Origin of the sequence: Blastococcus aurantiacus (assembly GCF_900102425.1) — a bacterium.
Taxonomy (GTDB): Bacteria; Actinomycetota; Actinomycetes; order Mycobacteriales; family Geodermatophilaceae; genus Blastococcus; species Blastococcus aurantiacus.
The window spans coordinates 53,406-75,315 of sequence record NZ_FNBT01000006.1 but is presented as its reverse complement, the minus strand read 5'-3'; the positions used below and the strand labels follow the sequence as shown (position 1 = coordinate 75,315).

General features: G+C 74.9%; 19 protein-coding genes. 7 read left to right on the top strand and 12 right to left on the bottom strand.

Going from position 1 to position 21,910, the window contains the following annotated elements:
* Nucleotides 1–21 precede the first annotated feature (21 nt).
* The gene (locus BLS70_RS13345) at nucleotides 22–1,461 is read right to left on the bottom strand and encodes a bifunctional 3-(3-hydroxy-phenyl)propionate/3-hydroxycinnamic acid hydroxylase (RefSeq protein WP_091768712.1); all 1,440 of its coding nucleotides are present in this window, start codon (nucleotides 1,459–1,461) and stop codon (nucleotides 22–24) included.
* A gap of 159 nt (nucleotides 1,462–1,620) precedes the next feature.
* Here BLS70_RS13345 and BLS70_RS13340 point away from each other — a divergent pair, with 159 nt between their 5' ends.
* Nucleotides 1,621–2,745 carry an NDMA-dependent alcohol dehydrogenase gene (locus tag BLS70_RS13340; RefSeq protein ID WP_091768709.1) on the top strand — a complete coding sequence of 375 codons (1,125 nt, stop codon included), beginning with the start codon at nucleotides 1,621–1,623 and terminating at the stop codon, nucleotides 2,743–2,745.
* A 70-nt stretch (nucleotides 2,746–2,815) separates the two neighbouring features.
* Here BLS70_RS13340 and BLS70_RS13335 read toward each other — a convergent pair whose 3' ends face one another.
* From BLS70_RS13335 to BLS70_RS13320, 4 genes are all read right to left on the bottom strand, one after another.
* Nucleotides 2,816–4,702, bottom strand: coding sequence for an AAA family ATPase (locus tag BLS70_RS13335; RefSeq protein ID WP_091768706.1), 1,887 nt, complete (start codon nucleotides 4,700–4,702; stop codon nucleotides 2,816–2,818).
* A gap of 133 nt (nucleotides 4,703–4,835) precedes the next feature.
* A complete protein-coding gene (locus BLS70_RS13330) occupies nucleotides 4,836–5,507 on the bottom strand; it encodes a hypothetical protein (RefSeq protein ID WP_091768704.1) in 672 nt (223 codons plus the stop codon).
* Nucleotides 5,508–5,610: 103 nt separating this feature from the next.
* Nucleotides 5,611–6,282, bottom strand: a complete 672-nt coding sequence (locus BLS70_RS13325) for a phosphotransferase (RefSeq protein WP_091768700.1) — start codon at nucleotides 6,280–6,282, stop codon at nucleotides 5,611–5,613.
* Between the two features lie 39 nt (nucleotides 6,283–6,321).
* Nucleotides 6,322–6,900, bottom strand: coding sequence for an MOSC domain-containing protein (locus BLS70_RS13320; RefSeq protein WP_091768697.1), 579 nt, complete (start codon nucleotides 6,898–6,900; stop codon nucleotides 6,322–6,324).
* A gap of 27 nt (nucleotides 6,901–6,927) precedes the next feature.
* Here BLS70_RS13320 and BLS70_RS13315 point away from each other — a divergent pair, with 27 nt between their 5' ends.
* Nucleotides 6,928–8,235: a M18 family aminopeptidase gene (locus BLS70_RS13315; protein WP_091768694.1), complete on the top strand. Its 1,308-nt coding sequence runs from the start codon at nucleotides 6,928–6,930 to the stop codon at nucleotides 8,233–8,235.
* A gap of 87 nt (nucleotides 8,236–8,322) precedes the next feature.
* Here BLS70_RS13315 and BLS70_RS13310 read toward each other — a convergent pair whose 3' ends face one another.
* Nucleotides 8,323–9,222, bottom strand: a complete 900-nt coding sequence (locus BLS70_RS13310; protein WP_091768691.1) for a DUF2382 domain-containing protein — start codon at nucleotides 9,220–9,222, stop codon at nucleotides 8,323–8,325.
* Nucleotides 9,223–9,561: 339 nt separating this feature from the next.
* Between BLS70_RS13310 and BLS70_RS13305 the strand changes: the two genes are divergently transcribed.
* The 3 genes from BLS70_RS13305 to BLS70_RS13295 all read left to right on the top strand — a co-directional run bounded on the left by BLS70_RS13305 (nucleotide 9,562) and on the right by BLS70_RS13295 (nucleotide 13,336).
* Nucleotides 9,562–10,371 carry a DUF3097 domain-containing protein gene (locus BLS70_RS13305; RefSeq protein WP_091768688.1) on the top strand — a complete coding sequence of 270 codons (810 nt, stop codon included), beginning with the start codon at nucleotides 9,562–9,564 and terminating at the stop codon, nucleotides 10,369–10,371.
* Nucleotides 10,372–10,407: 36 nt separating this feature from the next.
* On the top strand, nucleotides 10,408–11,853 hold the full coding sequence (locus BLS70_RS13300; protein ID WP_143030414.1) for a hypothetical protein: 1,446 nt from the start codon (nucleotides 10,408–10,410) through the stop codon (nucleotides 11,851–11,853).
* Between the two features lie 73 nt (nucleotides 11,854–11,926).
* On the top strand, nucleotides 11,927–13,336 hold the full coding sequence (locus tag BLS70_RS13295) for a hypothetical protein (protein WP_091768682.1): 1,410 nt from the start codon (nucleotides 11,927–11,929) through the stop codon (nucleotides 13,334–13,336).
* A 4-nt stretch (nucleotides 13,337–13,340) separates the two neighbouring features.
* Here the strand turns inward: BLS70_RS13295 and BLS70_RS13290 are convergent, their stop codons facing one another.
* The 6 genes from BLS70_RS13290 to BLS70_RS13265 all read right to left on the bottom strand — a co-directional run bounded on the left by BLS70_RS13290 (nucleotide 13,341) and on the right by BLS70_RS13265 (nucleotide 20,461).
* On the bottom strand, nucleotides 13,341–14,159 hold the full coding sequence (locus BLS70_RS13290; protein WP_176946408.1) for a M15 family metallopeptidase: 819 nt from the start codon (nucleotides 14,157–14,159) through the stop codon (nucleotides 13,341–13,343).
* Nucleotides 14,160–14,233: 74 nt separating this feature from the next.
* On the bottom strand, nucleotides 14,234–16,888 hold the full coding sequence (locus tag BLS70_RS13285; RefSeq protein ID WP_091768675.1) for an FtsX-like permease family protein: 2,655 nt from the start codon (nucleotides 16,886–16,888) through the stop codon (nucleotides 14,234–14,236).
* Nucleotides 16,885–17,613 (bottom strand): ABC transporter ATP-binding protein, encoded by a 729-nt coding sequence (locus BLS70_RS13280; RefSeq protein ID WP_091768671.1) that lies wholly within the window; start codon nucleotides 17,611–17,613, stop codon nucleotides 16,885–16,887. The genes BLS70_RS13285 and BLS70_RS13280 overlap by 4 nt, the downstream gene beginning before the upstream one ends.
* Nucleotides 17,610–18,188 (bottom strand): PadR family transcriptional regulator, encoded by a 579-nt coding sequence (locus BLS70_RS13275; RefSeq protein WP_091768668.1) that lies wholly within the window; start codon nucleotides 18,186–18,188, stop codon nucleotides 17,610–17,612. Before BLS70_RS13275 ends, BLS70_RS13280 begins: the two co-directional genes overlap by 4 nt.
* 101 nt (nucleotides 18,189–18,289) lie before the next feature.
* Nucleotides 18,290–19,117, bottom strand: coding sequence for an aldo/keto reductase (locus BLS70_RS13270; protein WP_176946407.1), 828 nt, complete (start codon nucleotides 19,115–19,117; stop codon nucleotides 18,290–18,292).
* A 90-nt stretch (nucleotides 19,118–19,207) separates the two neighbouring features.
* Nucleotides 19,208–20,461, bottom strand: a complete 1,254-nt coding sequence (locus BLS70_RS13265; protein ID WP_091769300.1) for an MFS transporter — start codon at nucleotides 20,459–20,461, stop codon at nucleotides 19,208–19,210.
* A 135-nt stretch (nucleotides 20,462–20,596) separates the two neighbouring features.
* On the opposite strand from BLS70_RS13265, the gene moaA reads away from it, so the two are divergent.
* Together moaA and BLS70_RS13255 are read left to right on the top strand one after the other, a co-directional pair.
* On the top strand, nucleotides 20,597–21,652 hold the full coding sequence (moaA, locus tag BLS70_RS13260) for a GTP 3',8-cyclase MoaA (RefSeq protein ID WP_218122411.1): 1,056 nt from the start codon (nucleotides 20,597–20,599) through the stop codon (nucleotides 21,650–21,652).
* 1 nt (nucleotide 21,653) lies between these two features.
* Nucleotides 21,654–21,896 carry a MoaD/ThiS family protein gene (locus BLS70_RS13255; RefSeq protein WP_091768660.1) on the top strand — a complete coding sequence of 81 codons (243 nt, stop codon included), beginning with the start codon at nucleotides 21,654–21,656 and terminating at the stop codon, nucleotides 21,894–21,896.
* Nucleotides 21,897–21,910 lie beyond the last annotated feature (14 nt).

The following is a 21,910-nucleotide window of genomic DNA, read 5'->3' as shown; positions in this document are numbered from 1 at the left end:
CCTGATGGTGCCTGGTCGGGTTCAGCGGGCGGACGCGACGATCCGGTCGGGCCGGATCCGCACCGCGCCGGCAGCTCCCAGCCAGCGGCGCAGCGTCCCCGTCGGGTCCTCGACGCGCGCGTGCGTCCCGTCGGCCCGGCGCACCTCCAGGCCGGCGGCCAGCACGGACGCACCGTCGCCCAGGACGTCGTCCAGCCGGCACCGGCGTCCCTCCACCGTCACCCACGGCTGGGGCACGAGCGACCCCGCCAGCCGCCGCCCGGCCCGGCCGCGGCGGTCGACCAGCGGACCCCTCAACGGCGGCGTCCGGCTGTCGGTGGCCAGCCGCGCCACCGCGGGGATCCTGCGGACGATGGCCAGCACGACCCGGCGCATCCCCGCCGCCCCCCGCCCGCCGCCGGTCATCAGCCGGCCCAGCAGCAGCGCGAGCCGGATCAACGCGCGGGCGTGCGGCTCCCGCTCCGCCTGGTGGCTGTCCAGCAGCGCGTCGTCGCCCTGCCCGGCCAGGACGGCTGCAAGCTTCCAGGTCAGCTGGTGCACGTCCCGCAGCCCGAGCCCCAGCCCCTGGCCGACGAAGGGCGGGGTCAGGTGGGCGGCGTCCCCGGCGAGCAGCACCCGCCCGGCCCGCCAGCGGTCGGCCGCCTGGGCGCGGAACGTGTACTCGACGGCCCGCACCACCTCCACCGCCGACGGGTCGACCGGCGCGAGCAGGGACCGCAGCGCGGCCGGTGTCGTCAGGTCCGCGACGGTCTCCCTCGGCGCGAGCCGGAACTCCCAGCGGTAGCGGTCGCCGGTGACCGGCATGAAGGTCGCGGCGCGGGCCGGGTCGCAGACCTGGGAGACGCCGGGCCAGATCGGCAGCGGGACGGGCGACCGGACGTCGAGCACCAGCCAGCGGTCGGCCGGCCCCAGGTCGCGCATCCGCGCCCCGATCAGGTCGCGCACGGTGCTGTTGGCGCCGTCGCACCCGAGCACCGCGGCCGCCCGGACGGACCGGTCCGCACCGTCGTCGCGGCCGCGCACGGTGAGCGTCACGCCGTCGCCGTCGCCGTCCGCAGCGAGGCCGGTCACCTCCGCGCCCCGGCGCAGCTCGATCCCCGGCGCGCGGTCGACGGCGGCCGCCAACACCGCCTCGAGGTCGGGCTGGTGCACCAGCGACCCCTGCGGCCAGCCGTTGAGACCGGCGGCCGGGTCCCGGCGGAACTCCGCCAGCACCGACCGCCCGGCGTCGACGAGGCGCAGCCCCGCCAGCGGGCGGGTCAGCGGGGCCAGGTCGTCGGCGACGCCGGCGTGCTGCAGGACGCGGAACACCTCGTCGTCCAGGTGCACCGCCCGCGGGAGGTCGTAGGGCGTGCGGTGGCGCTCCAGTACCAGAACGGACAGACCGCGGCGGGCGAGCAGCAGCGCCGCCGTCAGCCCCACCGGCCCGGCGCCGACCACGACCACGGGCTCGCCGGACACGCCGCACAGTGTCGTCCGGGGCCACGCGGCCACGCATCCGGACCACACGGAGGTGCCCCCACCTTGACGGGCAGGTCAGTCCTGCACAGGCTGTGACCCGGAGCACGGCCGCGTGGCCGTTCCCCCGCCGACGAGGGCGGGACGTCTGAAAGGAAATACGTGAAGACCAAGGGCGCAATTCTGTGGGGCGTGGGCGAGCAGTGGTCGGTCGAGGAGATCGAGGTCGGGGATCCGGTCGCCGGTGAGGTCACCGTCGAGCTCGCCGCCTCGGGCCTGTGCCACTCCGACGAGCACCTCGTCACCGGCGCCACCCCGGTCGGCTTCCCGTCCCTGGGCGGGCACGAGGGCGCCGGCGTCGTCACCAAGGTCGGCCCGGGCGTGACCGGCCTCAAGGAGGGCGACCACGTCGTCACTGCCTTCATCCCCGCCTGCGGCGTGTGCCCGCCGTGTTCGCGCGGTCAGCAGAACCTCTGCGACCTGGGCGCGCACCTGCTCGGCGGCAAGGCGATCTCCGACGGCACCCACCGGGTCACCGCCAAGGGCCAGGGCGTCTCGCCCATGTGCCTGCTCGGCACCTTCTCCCCCTACATCACCGTGAACCAGGCCTCGGTCGTGCGCATCGAGCCCGACATCCCGCTCGAGATCGCCGCCCTGGTGGGCTGCGGCGTCACCACCGGCTGGGGCTCGGCGACCAAGGTGGCCGACGTCCGCCCCGGCGAGAACGTCGTGATCATGGGCGCCGGCGGTGTGGGCATGAACGCCGTCCAGGGCGCGGCCGCGGCAGGCGCGAAGCGCGTCATCGTCATCGATCCCGTGGCGCAGAAGCGCGAGTGGGCGATGAACATGGGCGCCACCCACACCTTCGCCAGCATGGAGGAGGCCACCCCGGCCATCAACGAGCTGACCTGGGGCCGGATGGCGGAGAAGACGATCATCACCGTCGGCGACATCCAGGGCGAGGACGTCGCCGCCGCCATGAGCGTCACCGGCAAGGGCGGGCGCGCGGTCGTCACGGGCATGGGCAACTTCGCCAACGTGGACGTGAAGCTGAGCCTGTTCGACCTCACGCTCATGCAGAAGGACCTGCAGGGCGCCATCTTCGGCGGCCTGGCCCCGCGCAACGCCATCCCCGAGCTGCTCTCGCTCTACCAGGAGGGCCAGCTCAAGCTCGAGGAGCTCGTCACGACCAAGTACAAGCTCGAGGACGTGAACCAGGGCTACCAGGACATGAAGGACGGCAAGAACATCCGCGGCATGATCGTCTACACCGACGCCGACCGCTGAAGGACCCCGTCCTCCCCACCCCTCGCAAGCTCGGGGCGGGGCCCGGGACGGGGCCGATCCGGGCCCGTCCTCATCCCAGCAGGCGGGTGAGGGCGGGCCCGAGGTCGTTCAGGGACCGCACCGGCTCCATCCGCCCGCCCCCGCGCGCGGCGAGCAGCCGCGCGGCGTCCAGGGCCTCGTCGCTCGGCAGCGGGCAGAGCACGTGCAGCCGGTCGATGCCCGCCAGCGCCGACTCGGCCGGTTCCCCCGCCGTCGACAGTCCGTCGGACAGCAGCACCACGACCCGCTCGTCGGCCGTCGCCGGCACCAGCTCGCGCCGCGCACCGCGGAGGGCGGCGGCGATGTCGGTCTTCCCGTGGCCGCGCAGGCCCACCAGGTCCAGGACGACGTCCTCGGCCGCCCGGTGCCGACCCAGCGGCTGCAGGACGGCCACCTCGTCGGCGAAGGTCAGCACGCTGGTCTGCAGCCGCTCGTCGGCCGCCAGGACGACGCCGGCCGCAGCGACCGCCGCGATCGCCACCCCGAGCCCCTGCATGGACCCCGACCGGTCGACCAGCAGGCAGACGGCGCGGCGCGAGCCGGTCCAGTTGCGCGTGACCAGGTCCTCGGCCGCCGGCGGCCAGGCGCCCGACCAGCGGTCCAGCGTCCGGTCCAGGTCCAGATCCCCCTCGGGACGGCGGGTCGCCACCAGCCGCCGGGTGCCGCGGGCGCGGGTGGCCCCGACCCGGCCGACCTGCACGAACACCCGAGCGGCCAGCCGGCGCGCCGCCGACCGCAGCTCCCGGTCGGTCGCGGTGGCCAGGTCGGCCAGCAGGGCCGCCGCCGCGTCGGGGTCGGCGCCCATCAGGCCCGCGAACGCGTACTCGTCGAGCTCCCCGACCTCGGGGCTGACCTCGGCGAACGCCTCGTGCCGCAGCTGCATCTCGCGCCGCCCGGTCGTGCGGGGGCCGCGCCGGGCGGCCCGGTCGCTGCGCGGGGCCGCCCCCTGCTCCTTGCCCGCCTCAGCCGACGGGCCCGGCGCTTTTCCCGAACCACCACCGAGCTGTCCGGCGTCGTCCGCGTCGTTGCGCTCCGCGTCCGGTGGCGCCGCGGACTCCGGCCAGACCTCGTCCAGTATCTCGTCCAGGACGGACTCGGGCGTGCGCTCGACGCCCTCGGTGACGCGGATCCGCCCCGACAGCGCGGCGTGGGCGGCGTCGCGGGCGGTCTCCCGGCCACCGGCGAGCGCCTGGCCGCGCATGCGCAGGAGGCCGTCGAGCAGCAGCACCAGGTCGATGGCGCCGCGCACCGAGGACCCCGTGCGCAGGTCGCGGTGCTCACGGGTGGCCCGCACGAGTCGGACGGCCAGCACGATCTGCGCCGCGTCGGCCCCGGTGACGCCCGCGACGATGGCCCGCTCGGCGTCCTCCGGCTGGTAGCCCAGGACGACGCGGCACATCCGGTCGGCGATCGCCTGGCCCACGCGCGCGGTGCCGATGGCGTCGAAGGGGTTCATCGCCGCGATCAGCCGGAAGCCCGACGTCGCGTGCACGGTGCCCAGCCGCGGGACGGCGATCTCGCCCTCGGTGAGCACCGTGATGAGGACGTTGAGCGTCTCCTCCGGGATGCGGTTGAGCTCCTCGAGGTACAGCAGGCCCGAGCCGCGCATCGCGGTGAGCAGCGGGCCGTCGGTGAAGTTCTCCGGCAGGTAGCCCCCGGCCAGCACCGCCGACGGGTCGTACTGCCCGATCAGCCGGGCCGGTGTCAGCTCGGCGTTGCCCTCCACGAAGACGACGTCCTGGCCCGTCTCGGCCGCCACCGAGCGCAGCAGCGTGGACTTGCCGGTGCCCGGGGGGCCTTCCAGGACCAGGTGCCGGTGCGTCGCGAGGGCGACGGTGAGGACCTCGCGCTCGCGTTCCAGCCCCACGACCGGGCCGGGCACCGCGGGATCCGGGGTCACCGGGGGAGCGACAGGCATGGGGGCCTTCCTGGGATGTCGGCGGCGCCCGCACCGTACCCAGCGGTCCGACGGCACCGGACGGGAGCGCCCGGACGGACGACCGGCCGGGACCCCGAGCGGGGCCCCGGCCGGTCGCGCCGGAGAAGCAGGGTCAGCTGCCCTGGAGCTCTTCCTCGCTGATCACGTCGTCCGGCGCGGAGATGTCGAACTCCTCGCCGTGGTCGCTGAACGTGACGGTGCCCTCCTCGTCCTCGCCGCCGGACAGCTGCAGCGGGTAGGGCGGGTCGTCGTCGGCGACGGTGAGGGTGCTGCCGTCCTCCTGCTCGACGACGATGACCGAGTCGCCGTCCAGCTCGTCGCTGCTGGTCTCGTCCTTGATCTTGTCGTCGGGGTCGCGCAGCTGCTCGATGAAGCTGTCGAGGGTGAAGTCCTCGAAGTCGGCGGCGTCCTCGGCGGGCATCATGATCCAGCGGCCCTCGAACTCCGCGGTCTCCTCGGCCGGGGCGCCGAACGAGGCGAGCAGCTCCTCGGTGGCCTTCAGGTAGACGTCGCCGTCGACGCTGATGAGCTCGATCTCGGTGCCCTGGACGGTGATGGTGCCGGCGGCGTCGTCGCCCTGCAGCTGCATGTCGATCTCGGCCTCCTCACCGTCCTGCGTCATGCTGCCGGCCAGGCGGACCGACCCGGCCTCCTCCAGCGCATCGGCGGCGAGCTCGGCGACCTCGGTGCCGTTCTTGCCCTCGAGCGGGCTGCCGCCGCAGGCAGACAGCAGGAGGGCGCCGGCGACCAGGGCGGTGGGAGCGGTGAACGTACGGATGCGCATGGGACTCCTCGGACGGACGGCCCGGTCTGCCCGGGAGCGCCGCTGATCCTGCCAGGTCGGCGCGGAGACCCGCTCGGTCACGACACCCATCGGGTGACGACGCTCACCCGTCGGGCACTCCGGCCAGACGGCGGACACGCTGCCGTTCCCGGGCGCTCAGGTTCCGGTCGGCCAGCCGACGGGTCGCGGCCGCCGGCAGGGCCTCGGTCAGGTCCAGACCCGCCGCCCGGCGGAACAGCCGGGCGAAGGTTCCCTGGGCGGCTCCCACGACCACCGTCTGCAGACGACCCCCCGGAACGCTGCCCGTCGACATCACCAGCCAGGCATCGGCGACGTCCAGCTCGGCCCGCCCGCGCGCGGCGTTGGTCCAGTCGATGACGACCGGGCCCTCCGGACCGAGGAGCACGTTCTCCGGGTGGAGGTCCAGGTGCAGCAGCGCCGCCCCGCCCCCGTCGCCCTGACCCGGGAGCCAGTCCGGCGCCGGCACCTCGTGCACCGCCCGGTGCAGCCCGGCGAGCACCCGCGCCGCCGCGGCGAGGCTCCACGGCCGGCGTGCCAGGGCGGACGTCATGGTCGGTCCCACGACTCGCTCCAGGACGAGGTCCGCGCCGTCGACGTCGAACACCTCCGGCACAGGGAGGCCGGCGGAGCGGGCGTGGGCCATGACCGCCGCCTCGCGCTCGGCCGAGCGCCCGGCGTCGCGGTAGCGGCGCAGGACGCGGTTCCCGTCGAGAGCGAAGACATCGGCGTCGCGTCCCGCGCCGACCAGCTGCACGGGCGGGAGTGTGGCAGAAGGGGAGCCGCCGCGGTCCGCTCAGCGACGGCGAGCGACGGGACGGACCGCGAGCCCGGCGGCGGCCGGGTCCAGGGGCACGGCGGAGCGCAGGACGGCGGGACCGAGGCGCAGCACCCCGCCCGAGAGGGCCGCGCAGCGGATGCCCGCCCGGCCGCGCAGCCCGCGGTGCGCCCCCGGCGCGAGCGCGGAGTCCAGCCAGGCGCACGGGTTCGCCGGGCGTCCGCCGCGCAGCCGCACCTCCCCCGCTCCGCTGTCCAGCGAGAACTCCGCGCCGCGCAGTGCCTCGACCTCCGCCCCGCGCAGGACGACGGTCCGGCGCGCCAGCAGCGGGTCCATCGGCCCGGCGCCCAGCTCGGCGGCCAGGGCCTCGACCGCCTCGACGGCGAGCACGGTGAGCTGGGCGTCACGGTGCGCGGGGCGGCCGGCGTAGCGGTCGCCGACGACGCCGTACCCGGCGCGCACCTCGATCTCCGCGCGGCGGTCCCCGTCCTGCTCCGGGAGGACGCCCCCCGGCCGGCCGTCGTACCGGTGCCCGGGCGAGGCCACCAGCCCCACGATCTCGACGTCGGAGGAGTGCGGGAGGTCGGAGACGGCCATGTCCGCAGTGTCGGGCACGATGGCGGCATGCCGACGCCGGACGCCGCCCCTGCCGACGACCTCGCCCTCGGGGACGACCTGCGGGCCTTCGTGGACGCCTCGCCGTCCCCCGGGCACGCGGTGGCGGAGCTGGCACGGCGGCTGACCGCGGCCGGCTTCACCGAGCTGGCCGAGACCGACCGGTGGCCGCTGTCGGCGGGCGGGCGCCACTTCGTCGTCCGCCACGGCAGCCTCATCGCCTTCCGGCTGGGCAGCGGGCCGCTCGGCGACACCGGCATGCGGCTGGTCGGCGCGCACACCGACTCCCCGACCTTCAAGGTCCGCCCGCACGCCGACGTCCGGTCGGCCGGCTACCGGCTCGTCGGCGTCGAGCCCTACGGCGGCGGGTTGTGGCACACCTGGCTGGACCGGGAACTGACGGTGGCCGGGCGGGTCGTGCTCCGTTCCTCCCCCGACCGCCCGGACACGGCGCTGGTCCGGCTGCCCGGCGCTCCGCTGCGCTTCCCCTCGCTGGCCATCCACCTCGACCGCTCGGTCCGCGAGGGCCTGACCCTGGACCCGCAGCGGCACCTCGTCCCGGTCTGGGACGGCGACCTGGGCGAGGAGCCGGGGCTCGTCGAAGCCGTCGCGGCCGCCGTCGGGGCCGGAGCCGACGACGTCATCGCGCACGACCTGGTGCTCGCCGACACCCAGCCCGCCGCGCGGGCGGGCGCGGACGGCAGCTGGATCGCCGCGCCGCGGCTGGACAACCTGACCTCCTGCCACGCCGGACTGCTGGCGCTCCTGGCGGCGCCGGCCGGGGAGCGCACGCAGGTCCTGGTCTGCAACGACCACGAGGAGGTGGGCAGCGGCTCGATGGCCGGCGCGCGGGGCAGCTTCCTCGAGGACGTCGTCCGCCGGCTGGCCACGGCCACCGATCCGGGAGACGGCGAGGCGGTGCACCGGGCCATCGCGCGCTCCCGGCTCGTCTCCGCCGACATGGCGCACGGCGTCCACCCGACCCGGGGCGAGCGGCACGAGCCCGCGCACCAGCCCCGGCTCGGCGGCGGCCCCGTGGTGAAGCTGAACGCCAACCAGGCCTACGCGACCGATGCGACGACCGGCGGCTGGTTCCGCGAGCGGTGCGCCGAGGCCGGGGTGCCGGTGCAGTCCTTCGTCATGCGGGCCGACCTGCCCTGCGGCAGCACGATCGGCCCGCTCACGGCGACCCGGCTGGGCATCGCCACCGTCGACGTCGGCATCGCGCAGCTGGCGATGCACTCCTGCCGCGAGCTGGCCTCGGCGCTCGACGTCCCGCTGATGGTCGACGCGCTGGCCGCCTGCTTCTCCGACTGACGCGGACGAACGACGACCGGCCGGGGCATCGTAGGTCGCCCGGCCGGCCGCCGCCGTCTCGTTCCCCGGCGTCAGCCGGAGCGGTGATCACATGCGCCGGTCGTCCGTGGCGCCGTCGACCTCGATCTCCTCCTTGCGGAGGTCCGCCGAGACCTGCTCCTGCTCGGTGACCGTCGTCTTGTCCAGGCGCACGCGCTCCACCGGCACGGCCTCCTTGTCCACGACCGCACGCTCGGCGTGCAGGGTGACCTCGTGCTCCTCCTCGGAGATCGCGGGGCCGTCCATCGCGTTGCCGACGTTGGCGTCGGTGATGGGCTCGCGCTCGACGCTGACCTCCTCGTGCGTCACCGGCACCGTCTGCGTCACGTTCTCGCTGACGACGTACTTGCGCAGCCGGGCCCGGCCGGCCTCCTGCGTGGTCGTGCCGACCGTCATGCGCTCCTCGGAGCGGGTCATGGCGTCGTCGGTGGTCGGGCCGGAGGTGTCGTGGCCGACCGTCCCGTGCCGGTTGGTGTCCGTGTCGGTCATGCCGGCCGTCCCGGTGCTGACGTTCCCGGCGCCTGCCATGTGCTGGCCCGACGTGTCCTCGAGCGCCATACCGGTGGTGGACTCCGTACCGGCGAGGTGCTCGCGGCCGGTGGTCTGCTGGCCGGTGGTCTGCGTGCCGGTACCGCCGGAGCCCATGCCGTAGTAGCGGTAGAGCTCCTGCTCCTCCTGCGGGGAGAGGTGACCGTCGGTGTCGATCTTCGGCGCGTCCTTCACCCGGTCCTTGCTCACGGGTACCCGGAGGCCGTCGTCGGTCAGGTCCGCATCCCGGATCGGGACGAAGGACTCCTTCGTGCCGAACATGCCGGTGCGGACGGTGACCCACTCGGGCTGGCCCGTCTCGTCGTCGAGGTACACCTCGCCGGCCGATCCGATCTTCTGGCCTGCCTCGTCGTAGACGTCCTTGCCGATCACGCGGTCGAGGGTCTCGGTTCCGATCATCGTGGATGCGCTCCCGTCTCTGCTCAGGGTGTTGCGGATCACTGGGATGGGTGACCGTGAGCGGCGGGGTGAAACGATCGCGCCATCGGTGCCACGCCCGGGTGCGTGGGAGCGTCCTGACGGCTAGCCGTGACGATTCGACACTGCAACCGCCACGAACGCTTCGTCGGTGCTGGTCAGCGAAGTGTCGAGGACCGTCGGGTTGTGCGGCATGCAGAGCGCAACCGTCCTGCGTGGCGGTTCACGTTGCGTAGTTCCATGATTCGTGGGCGTGTCCGGTGCTTCCTTCCCCGGCGCGTCGTCCGCGGCGACCGGCCCGGGTCTGCCTAGCGTCGTCGGGTGCCTCCCCGTTCGCCGTACGACAACCTCGTCCACCCGCGCACGCAGAAGAAGCCGGTCCCGACCGTCGAGGCGGAGAAGGACCTCGTCGTCGAGGACCCGAGCTCGGGCTTCGTGGGCGCCGTCGTGCGGTGCGAGAAGGACGTCGTCCACCTGGAGGACCGGCACGGTCGCGTGCGCGGCTACCCGCTCGGCCCGGGCTTCTGGGTCGAGGGCCGCCCCGTCGTCCTGGTCAGGCCGAAGGCCGCGGCACCGGTGGTTCCGACGCGCAGCGCCTCGGGCTCCACGTACGTGGCCGGCGCCCGCGCCCGGGTGGCTCGCGAGGGCCGGATCTACGTCGAGGGCAAGCACGACGCCGAGCTCGTCGAGAAGGTCTGGGGCCACGACCTGCGCATCGAGGGCGTCGTCGTCGAGCCCCTGCACGGCGTCGACGACCTGCCGGGCATCGTCAAGGAGTTCCGGCCCTCGTCCGGACGGCGGCTGGGCGTGCTCGTCGACCACCTGGTGACCGGCTCCAAGGAGTCCCGCATCGCCGGTCAGATCACCGGCGACCACGCGCTCGTCGTCGGGCACCCGTTCATCGACATCTGGCAGGCGGTCAAGCCGTCGGTCGTCGGCATCAAGGCGTGGCCGACCGTGCCCAAGGGCGAGGACTGGAAGACCGGCGTCTGCCGACGGCTGGGCTGGGAGGACGACACCGGCTACGTCTGGGCGCAGCGCATCCTCGCCCGCGTCCGCACCTGGACCGACCTGGAGCCGCAGCTCATCGGCCGGGTCGAGGAACTGATCGACTTCGTCACGACCGACTGAGACCCGTTCGAGACCGGCCACCGGCACTCTGCGCCCATGACCTCGCGGAGCAGGGCACGGCCGGTGCTGGTGGCGACCCTGGTGGCGGTGGGCCTGACCGGCTGCTCGGACGCCGAGCGGGGCCCCGGACGTCCGCCGGCAGGAGGGGACGAACTCGTCGTGGAGGCCCTCCCCCTCGAGGCGCCCGTCCTGCTCGACCCGCTCCCCGAGGGGATGCGGCTCATGGGCCTGTCGTACGACCCGCCGGGAAGCGACCTCGTCCACAACCAGGCCTCCGGGGACTACGAGCCGTCCCGCGCCACGCTGTACGGCGACCCGGACCTGGCCGACACCCTCGACGGTCCCGTCCTGCTCGTCGGGACGAGTTCGGGCTCGGCGAGCATCGCGGGCCCGCCGTACGACGTGCCGGGGGAGCGGGAGGTCGAGCTGGGCGGGCGGACCGCCCGGGTCGTTCCCGACAGCGACCGCACCTGGGTCGTGTTCGAGAGCAGCGACTACACCGAGTTCGTCGTCGGGCGGGGGGTCGACGAGGACGAGCTCGTCGCGGCGGCGCGCGGCGCCGACTTCGAGTCGGCCACGGCCACGGTTGCGCCGGACGCCGTCCCAGCCCGGCTGGAGCCGTTGATCGCCGGCAGCCCGCAGGACAGACCCGGCGGGAGCTCGGGCGAGCACATGTTCCTCGAGGGGGACTCGAGCTGGGTCGCCGTGGACGTCGTGCGCGCCGACCCCCGCCTCGCGGCGCTGTGGGGCTTCTGGGCCGAGGACGCGTCAGGCACGTCGGTGCGCGGCCACCCGGGCTCCGCCGGCGCCCTGCAGGACGCGAACGTCGGTGACCGGGACGCCCGGGGGCGGATCTGGGCCGAGGACGGCATGGTCCTGTCGGTCGTCGTGACGCAGTACGAAGACGCGGACGTGCGGCCGAGCCGAAGCCGGGACGAACTGCTCGACGAGGTGGTCGACAACCTGCGCGTGGGCACCTGGGAGGAGTTCGAGGCGCTGGACGGGGAGATCCGGACGCGCCCGCCGACCCCTGAGGAGGTGGGCTGTGGGGAGGACCGCTCGTTCGTTAGCGGCGTGGAAGGCGACGTCCGGTGGGCCTTCAGCGTGCAGCCCGGGTCGTCAGGCGGGGATGGATGGTTCTTCTGCGCCACGGAACTCGCCTCCGGCAGCAGCGGCGGGAACTTCCTCGCTGCGCCGCTCGGTGAGCTGGTCAGCTCGACCGGTGGGGCGAGCAGCCGGCCCGACGGCAGCGGCGACGGCGTCGTGGGCGGCGTCGCCCCGCCGGGGACGACCCGGGTCACGGTCACCACGTTCGACGGGCGCACGTTGGAGGCGCAGCTCTCCGCCGACGGCCCGCGGCCCGGGGAACGGGTCTGGGGTGCGTTCGTCCCGCCCGTGGAGCCGCCCCCGGGCAGCCCGCCGCTCCTCACCGCGACCGCCTACGACGCGGCCGGCGTGGTCCTGGACAGCACGGCCGTGTAGCCCGCCGGTCGCTGATCTCCGTCGTCGCGACGATCGAGACCCGAACGAGACCGGACACGGGCACTCTGCGCCCATGACCTCGGTGAACAGGCTGCCGGCAGCGCTGCTGGCCGCCGTGGTGGCGATGAGTGCGGCCGGCTGCGCGGACGCGGAGGCCGAAGCCGGTGCACCCGGATCCGTGGCAGGGGAAGGCCCCACCCGTCCGGCCGCCGGGGGCGAGGACCTCGTCGTCGACGCCCTCCCCCTCGAGGCGCCTGTCGTCCTCGACCCGGTCCCCGAGGGGTTGCTGCTCACCGGCCTCTCGTCCGGGCCGCCGCCCGGAGGAGACGGCTTCGAGCCGGCGCGCGCAACTCTCTACGGCGACCCGGAACTGGCCGACACGCTGGACGGGCCGGTCCTGCTCGTCGGCACGACCTCGGGCTCGGCCAGCCTCGCCGGTCCGCAGGAGGGCAGCGCCGGCGAGCGAGAGGTCGACCTGGGCGGACGCACCGGGCGGGTGGTCCGGGACAGCGACCGCACGTGGGTCCTGATCGACGGCAACGACTACCGCGAGTTCGTCGTCGGGCGGGGGATCGGCGAGGACGAGCTGATCACGGCGGCGCGCGGCGCCGACTTCGCGTCGCCCACCGCGACCCTCGCCGAGGACGCCGTCCCAGCCGGGCTGGAGCCCCTGGTCGCCGGCTCACCGCAGGACGGGCCGTACTCGTCCGGGGTCGGCCTGTCCATGTCCCTCCAGGGTGACCAGACCTGGATCTCCGTCTCCGCGGTGCGCGCCGACCCGCGCCTCGCTGCGCTGTGGGGATTCTGGGTGGAGGACGCCACGGGCACCGAGCTGCGCGGCTCGGTCGGCTCCGCGGGAAACCTCCAGGACGCGAACGTGGGCGGCTCGGAGGCCCGGGGACGGGTCTGGGCCGAGGACGGCACCGTCTTCTCGGTCGTGATGGACGGGCCCGAGGACGCCGACGAGGTGCTCGACCAGGTGGTCGCGAACCTGCGCGCGGGGACGCCGGCGGAGGCGGAGGAGCTGGACCGGCAGGTGCGTGAGCGCCCGCCGACCGCCATCGAGTCGCCCTGCCCCGCGGACGGTGGATTCGTGAGCGGCGTGGAGGGAGCCTCACGCTGGGTGTTCAGCCTGCAGCCGAACACCGTCTCCAGCACGGGCGAGTGGAGCGCCTGCTACTTCGACATCCCGAACAGCGGAGGCGGCGGCAGCGTCCTCCCTCCGCCGCTGGGCGAGCTGGCGCTCAGCGGGTTCGGCTCGGGCGTCGTGGGCGGCGTCGCCCCGCCGGGGACGGCGCGGGTCACCGTCACCGACGCCGGCGGGGTCACGCGGGACGCGGTGCTCGCCGACGACGGGCCGCGCCCCGGCGAACGGGTGTGGGGCACCTACATCCCCCTGTTCCCGCCGCCGACCAGTGGCGCGCCGTTCACCGTGACCGCCTACGACGCCGCCGGCGTCGTCCTGGACAGCAAGGTCGGGTAGCGCTTCAGCCGGTGGCGTACTCCGGGGCGGGCGGGAGGCCGAAGAACTCCTCCAGGGTGGCCACCCCGGTCTCGTGCATCTCGGTCGCCAGCTCCGGCCCGACGTAGCGGAGGTGCCAGGGCTCGTACTGGTACCCGGTGATCAGCTCGGAGCCCGCCGGGTAGCGGACGAGGAAGCCAGTCCGGTGGGCGTTGGCCACCACCCAGCGCCCTTCCGGGGTGTCGCCGAAACAGCGCTCGATGTCGCAGCCTCCGCCGCCCACGTCGACGGCCAGACCGGTCTGGTGCTCGCTGAACCCCGGCCGCGCGCTGCGCAGCTCCGCGCCGGCGACGCCGAACCGCGCCGTCGCGTTGCCGAACAGGCCCTGCTGGCGCTCGAAGGAGCGATAGGCGCTCTGCACCCCGACGTCCAGGCCGGCCGCCGCCGCCTCCGCCCGCAGCGCCCCGACCGCCCGGGCCGCCTCCGCCCGCAGTTGCAGCCCGCCGCCGATGTCGACCAGGTCGGCCGGTGCGTACCCGAGGGGCTGCAGCGGCCGCAGCTTGTTCACCACCACCCAGGTGCTGTCCGGGTCCTCGAGCGAGCGCAGGCCGCGGTCGAAGGCCGGCGGCGGGCTCGGCACGGGCGCCGCCGGGGCGGGAGGAACGAGCGCCGGGGGAGCCGACGACACGACCGCCGGCGCACCGGTCCCGGACTCCTCGAGCACGCCCGCGAAGCTCCGCGGGTGCAGCAGCTCGCTCGCGGCCACGGCCCCGGCGGCCAGCAGAAGCACCACGACCAGTGCCGTCAGCAGCCGCGGGACGCGGTTTCCGCGGGCGGTACGCACGGCTCGCAGGACGATCCCCCGCTCTCCCGGCCCAGCGGTCCGGCCGCGGGGTCCGGTGGCAGATCATGCCCTGGTCAGGTCATCCGGCGAGCCATCGGCAGCCGGGACCGCACGAACACCCCGGTGACGGCGACGGCGACCAGCGGGACCGCGATGCCCACGGCGCCCAGCACCACCCACGGGATGTCGAGGACCGGGTCCACGCCGGTGCCGTAGTTCGTGCTGGTGAGCGGATAGGCGACGGCGATGCCCGGTGCCAGCCCGACGAGCACGCCGAGCAGCGCTCCCCCACCGCCGACCACCGCGGCCGAGGCCATCGCCATCGACCGGCGGGTGCGCGGGGCGGCTCCCACCGCGGCGAGCGTGGCGAAGTCCGGCCGCGCGTCGGTCAGGGCCAGACCCGTGGCGGTGAGCGTGGCGATGAGCACGAGGGCACCCCCGACGCCGATGAGGATCAGCCGGGCGAGCGCGAGGTCGTCCTGCCAGCCGCGCTCGACGGTGATCGCCGCCTCGGCGGGCAGCGCCGCCAGCGCCTCGGAGATCCGCTCCTCCTGCGCCTCGGTGACCGGGTCGTCCGGACCGCCGGTGACCAGCGTCGTCGTCCTCACCGGCAGCGGCAGGCGCTCGGTGAGGACCGGTGGGACCACGACGTACCCCGGCAGGTCGTCGACCTCCTGCCGGCCGGCCGGGGGGAGGGGCACCTCGACGGCGGGGAGCTCCGCCGTGCCGAGCAGCGTGCTGCCGCCCGTGCCGTCGTACTCGACGCCGGCGACCGCGATGTTCCCGGCGGCGTCCACGGCCCCGCCGCCGAAGACGACGGCCCGGCCGGCGTCCAGGGCCGCGTACGCCTGGTCCGGCGCCCCTCGCGTGCTGATGGCCCGGAGTCCCGCCGCGTCGGTGACCACCAGCTCGCCGTAGGAGGTCATCACGACCCCCGGCGTCCCGGGGACCCACCGGCAGGTCATGAGGTCGCCCGCGCACCGGTCGGCGACGACGGCGATCTCGTCCTGGACGTCCGTGTTGGTCCAGCTGTTGCCCTGCAGCCGGTGCACCGGCCGGCCGGGCCTCTCGCGCTCGAACACCGCGGCCACGGCATCCCAGTCCGCCTCGGTCATGTCCGTCATGCCGTTCACCCGGGCGGCGCCCAGGGGTGCCGACGCCACGTAGTCGCGCTGCCCCTGGGCGCTGTCGCTGGCGCTGCCGATGGCCAGGGCCGTCACCCCGGCCACGGTCGCCATGACCGCGGCGACCGCCGGCGCGGTGCGGCTCCGGTTGCGGGTGGCGTCGCGCACGGCCAGGCGACCGGCGACCGGCAGGCGGGAGGCCAGCGGCGCGAGGAGGCCGATCAGCCACGGCGTCGCGGTCACGATGCCGATGACCAGCAGCGCGGCGCCCCCGGCGACCGCGAGCTCCGTGCCGCGCGCCCCGAGGACGACGAGCGCGAGCCCGGCCCCGCTCAGGACCAGCCCGGCCACCGGGGAGCGCCACGACGTGCGCATCTGTCCCCGCCGTCCGGCGAGGGCGTCCACGACGTCGGTGCGCGCCGCCTGCCGCGCGGGGAACCAGGCCGCGGCCAGGCCGGCGACCAGACCGACCGCCACGACGAGCGCCACGTCGAGCACGGGGACGTCGAACGGGCCGAAGACCTGGTCGGTGCGGGCCTCGATCACCGGGATGGCCGCCGCCGCCAAACCGATGCCCGCGGCCGCTCCGCCCAGCGCGGCACCGGCACCCAGCACGACGCCGTTGGCGAGCACGATCCGGCGCAGGTCCCCGGCCGAGCCGCCGGTCGCGCCGATCAGCGCGAGGTCCCGCCGCTGCCTCCGGACGCCGACGGCGAACGCCGGGCCCGCCAGCAGGACGACCTCCAGCACGAGCGAGGCGACGACCAGCGCCATCACCGCCGTCTCGGCCGCGTCGCCGCTGTCCTGGGAGAAGCCCGGGTCGGTCGTCATCCACGCCGACTCCGGTGGCGGGTCCTGGGCCACCTCGCGGGAGAGCACGGCCAGCCCCTGCTCGTTCAGCGCCCGCACGGCGGGCCAGTCGAGCCCGCCGGGCACGTCCGCGTAGAACCGGCTCAGCGGGTCCGACAGCAGGGCGGCGTCCGCCAGGGGGACGACGACGAGGTCCCCGGACTGGAACGGCCGCCGGACCACGCCGACGACCTCGGCCGGCACGTCGTCCCGGGTCAGCGCGATCTCCTCGCCCGGCCCCGCTGCCCCCTCGGCCACCTGCGGGCTGACGGCGACCTCGCCGGTCCGCTCGGGCAGCCGCCCCTCGAGCAGCTCGTACCGGCCCTCGATCATCGGGTCCGCGGTGTCCTCGGCGTAGGCGTCGACCCGGGCGTAGCCGCCGTCGGTGCCGACGTAGAGCCACGCGTTCCGGCTCTCGACCACCCGCGACCCCTCCGGGAGGACCCCGGCCACCTCGTCCCGGGACCACGCCGGGTCGGCGGCCGCGGCCTTGGCCCAGACGATGCCGGTGGCCGGATCGACGGAGATCTCCTCGCGCGACTCGCCGCTGACCGCCACGTCGGCCTCGCCGAGACGCACGGAGAGCTCCTCGGTCGCGTCCACGTCCTCGGTCCGGAACAGCGTGTCCCCGGCGGTGATGACCAGCACCGGCAGCCCGACCATGAGCACGACCAGCGCCGTGCGGCCCTTGTGCCGGCGCGCGTCGCGCCGGGCGATGCGCAGCGCCAGGCGCCAGCGCGCGAGCCAGCCGCTCACACCCCACCGCCCGTGGCGAGCAGCGAGTCCGCCCCGGCGACCGGACCGCTCTGGTCCACGACGACGCCGTCGCGCAGGAAGACCACCCGGTCGGCCCAGGCGGCGTGCCGCGCCTCGTGCGTGACCAGGACGCCGGCGGCGCCGGCCTCGCACCGGGCACGCAGGACGCGGAGCACCTCCTCGCCCGTGGCGGAGTCCAGCGCGCCGGTCGGCTCGTCGGCCAGGAGCAGGCGCCGCGGGCCGACCAGCGCTCGGGCGATCGCCACCCGCTGCTGCTGCCCCCCGGACATGTCGTCGGGGAAGCGACCGGCCAGGTGCCCGACACCGACCTCCTCGAGGGCGTCCCGTGCGGCACGGCGGGCCAGCCCGCCCCGGCTGCCGTCGAGCTCCAGCGGGAGGGAGACGTTCTCCAGCGCGGTCAGGGAGGGCAGCAGGTTGAGGTCCTGGAAGACGTAGCCGATGCTTCGCCGGCGCACGGCGGCGACCTGGGCGGCCGAGAGCTGGGCGAGGTCCCGTCCCTCGACGAGCACCGCGCCCGCGGTGGGCGTGTCCAGCCCACCGGCCACGTGCAGCAGCGTCGACTTGCCCGAGCCCGAGGGGCCCATGACCGCGACCAGTTCGCCGGCGTGGACGGCGAGGTCCACGCCGCGCAGCGCGTGCACCACGGAGTCGCCCTGACGGTGCTCGCGGGTGACACCGGACAGCAGCAGCATCGGGTCGCTCATCGCCGGGCCGCCCGGTCGCTCGCGGGGGCGTGGGCCACGGTGTTCTGCGGCCGGCCTGCCGACGCGCGCGCCACGCGCGCCTCGCAGTGGTCCAGCCAGCGGATCTCCGCCTCGGCCCGGAAGACCAGGGAGTCCAGGACGAGCGACCAGGCGAGGTCGTCGCCGTCGCCGGCGCGCATCTTCAGCCGGGTGAACTCCTGGAGGGTGGCCATGGTGCCGGTGCGCTGGGTCTGGACGACCGAGAGGACGTCGACCCCCGGCGTCGTCACGGCCAGCGCGAGCTTGATGGCCAGCTCGTCGCGCGGCGCCGACTTCGCGCTGACCGGTGAGGCGAACCAGCCGCTGACCTCGGCGTGGCCGGCGTCGGTGAGCCGGTAGGCGATGCGCCCGTCGGCGTCCGGCTCGCCGTCCTGGGCGACGAGGCCGTCGCGCTCGAGGCGGTCGAGCGTCGTGTAGACCTGTCCGACGTTCAGCGGCCAGGTCGCCCCGGTCGCGGCGTCGAACTCGGCGCGGAGCTGGTAGCCGTGGCTGGGACCGCGCTCCAGGAGCGCCAGGAGACCGTGTCGGATGGACATATACGGAGTATGCATACCCGGTATGCCTGAGCCAAGCACCGTCGTCCCGACACGCGAACGGGCCCGCCCACTCGTGTGGACGGGCCCGTTCGGGAGGGCTGCTACGGGATGTAGTTGAAGGTGTCCGGGTCGGGGCCGGTGCGCTCGCCGCGGTCCAGGCCGGTCAGCGCCGCCATGTCCGACGTCGTCAGCTCGAAGTCGAACAGCGCGAAGTTCTCCTCCATCCGCTGCCGGGAGGAGGACTTCGGAAAGACGACGTCGCCGCGCTGGACGTGCCAGCGGAGGACGACCTGCGCCGGGGTGCGCTCCAGCCGCTCCGCGATCCCGGTGATGGCCGGGTCGTCCAGCACCTTGCCCTGGGCGATGGGGGACCAGGCCTCGGTCACGATCTCGTGCTCGGCGTCGAAGGCGCGCAGCTCGTCCTGGGCCAGGTACGGGTGCACCTCGATCTGGTTCACCGCCGGCCGGACCTGGGTCTCGGAGAACAGCTTGCGCAGGTGGTGGGCGTTGAAGTTGGAGACGCCGATGGCCTTGCAGCGGCCGCCGGCGTAGATCTCCTCCATCGCCTTCCAGGTCTCGACGTAGTCGACGTCGATGCCCGGCAGCGGCCAGTGGATGAGGAACAGGTCCAGGTAGTCGGTGCCCAGGTCGGCCAGGGTCTGGTCGAAGGCGCGCAGGGCGTCGTCGCGGCGGTGGAAGCCGTTGTTCAGCTTGCTGGTCACGAAGATCTCGCCGCGGTCGATGCCCGAGCGGGCGATGGCCTCGCCGACGCCCTTCTCGTTGCGGTACATCTCGGCGGTGTCGATGTGCCGGTAGCCGACCTCGAGCGCGGTGGCGACCGTCTCGGCGGTCTCCTCCGGGGGGACCTGGTAGACGCCGAACCCGAGCTGGGGGATCTGGACGCCGTTGTTCAGGTCGATGGTTGGCACAGCAGAAGCCACAAGGGTTCCTTTCGATGATCGGGAGGGGCCGTGTCGGCTGCGCGCTGCCGGATGGCGCGTGACGGCCCGTTCCGCGACCTACCCCTGCGCGCCCGTGTCAACCCGCTCGCCCCGCACCGGGGGCCCGTCCGGCACGCGGGAGCGCAGCAGCGGCGCACCGAGCAGCGAGAGCAGGCCCGCGACGGCGGCGGCCACGGCCGGGACGGCGAACGCCTGCTCCGCGCCCCAGGCGTCGACCGCCGCACCGGCGATCGCCGAGCCGGCGGTGACGCCGACGGTGAGACCCGTGATCGTCCACGCCAGGGACTCGGTGAGCACACCCGGTGCGACCCGGGACTCCACCAGCGACGTGCCCGACACGAGCACCGGCGCGATCGTGAGCCCGGCCAGGAAGCCGCAGCCGATGAGCACCGGCAGGGACGTCACGCCCCACAGCAACTGGCCCGCCAGGCCGAAGGCGACCGCCGTCCCCACGAAGCGGGCAGCCAGCGTGCTCGGCAGCCGCGCCAGGCCGTAGACCAGCCCGGCGACGAGGCTCCCGCCGGCGAAGACGGCCAGCACCAGGCCGGCGAGCGCCTGGGCGCCCTCCTCCTCGGCGAACCCGATGACCACGACGTCGATGGCGCCGAAGAGCCCGCCCACGGCGAGGTAGGTGACGGTGACCACCAGGAGCGCGGGCGTGACCACCGACCGGCGACGGCGGGGTGCGGTGGCGTCGACGGGATGCAGCGGCGGCTCGGTGTCCCGCTGGGCGGCCAGCCAGAGCCCACCCACCACGCCGAAGACGATGCCGGTCAGGAAGCCGACCGGCGGGGCCAGCAGCGTCGCGAGCAGGGTCACCAGCGGCGGCCCGAGCACGAAGACCACCTCGTCGGCGACCGCCTCGAAGGCGAAGGCGGTCTGCCGGCCGTCGCGGTCGAGCAGCGCCGACCAGCGCGCCCGCACCATCGAGCCGATGTTCGGGGCCGCGGCGCCGGTGAGCGCGGCGAGCAGGAACCAGCTCCACCGCGGGGCACCGGCGCTGACGGCCGCGACGAAGGCGACGCCGGACAGGGCGAGGGCGACCATCGCGATCCGCAGGACGGGGCCCTGACCGCGGCGGTCCATGGCGCGCGCCCACTGCGGTCCGGCGATCGCGTAGGTCAGGGCCAGGGCGCCGGAGACGGCGCCGGCCAGGCCGTAGCTGCCGGTCTCGCCCTCCACGAGCAGGACGGCGCCCAGTCCGAGCATCGGGGCCGGCAACCGGCCCACCCAGCCGGCGAGCGAGAAGGAAGCCGAGCCCGGGACGGCGAACAGGCGGAGGTAGGGACCGAAGAGGGTGCGGGGTGACACGGTGTTCTCGCGCTTCCTGGCCACGGGCGAGTGCGGGACGAGTGCTCCGCCGGTCTCTCGGGTGGCGCCGCGAGCCTAGCTGCGCCGGGACCGTCGCCGGCATCGCTTTTCCCGTTGCGCGGCTACATTCGGGCCATGACCGGCGCCGAACTGCCCGACCCGGTGGTCCGGCACGCCGTGTCGACCCCGGCTCCGGGGGCCGGGGGGCTGGTCGACCGGCACGGCCGCGTGGCCACCGACCTGCGGGTGTCGCTGACCGACCGCTGCAACCTCCGGTGCACCTACTGCATGCCGCCCGAGGGCCTGGACTGGCTGCCCAAGGTCGAGGTGCTCACCGACGAGGAGATCGTCCGCCTGGTCCGCATCGGCGTCGAGCACCTCGGCATCGAGGAGGTCCGGTTCACCGGCGGGGAGCCGCTGCTGCGCCCCGGGCTGGTCGGCATCGTCGCCGGCGCCACCGCCCTGACGCCGCGCCCCGAGGTCAGCCTCACCACCAATGCCATCGGCCTGGCCCGCGTCGCCCCCGCGCTGGCCGCGGCCGGACTGGACCGGATCAACGTCAGCCTGGACACCGTCGACCGCGACCGGTTCGCTTCTCTGACCCACCGTGACCGGTTCGACGACGTCCTCGCCGGCCTCGCCGCCGCGCACCGCGCCGGGCTGACGCCGGTCAAGGTCAACGCCGTCCTGCTGCGCGGCATGAACGAGGAGGATGCCGTCCCCCTCCTCGACTTCTGCCTGGAGCACGGCTACCAGCTGCGGTTCATCGAGCAGATGCCCCTGGACGCCCACCACGCCTGGACCCGCGGCGAGATGGTCACCGCGGAGGACATCCTCGAGCGGCTGTCCGCCTCGCACGCCCTCACGCCCGACACCGAGGCCCGCGGGTCGGCGCCGGCCGAGCGCTGGCTGGTCGACGGCGGCCCGGCAACCGTCGGCGTCATCGCGTCGGTCACCCGGTCGTTCTGCGGCAGCTGCGACCGCACCCGGCTCACCGCCGACGGGCAGATCCGCAACTGCCTCTTCGCGCGGGAGGAGTCCGACCTGCGGACGCCGCTGCGCGCGGGGGCCACCGATCAGGAGATCGCCGACCGCTGGCGGATCGCCACCCTGGGCAAGCTCCCCGGGCACGGCATCGACGACCCGTCGTTCCTGCAGCCGACCCGGCCCATGTCGGCCATCGGGGGCTGAGATGCCGGTGACCGTGCGGTACTTCGCCGGCGCCCGCGCCGCCTCCGGGACCGACACCGAGACCCGCGAGGCCGGCTCGCTCGACCAGCTGGTCGGCCAGATCGTCGACGCGCACGGGGAGCGGATGGCCCGGGTCCTGACCGCCTGCTCGTTCCTGGTCGACGGGACGCAGACCCGCGACCGCGCCATGCCGTTGTCCCCCGGAGCGGTGGTGGACGTGCTCCCCCCGTTCGCCGGCGGGTGACTGGGAGAGGATGA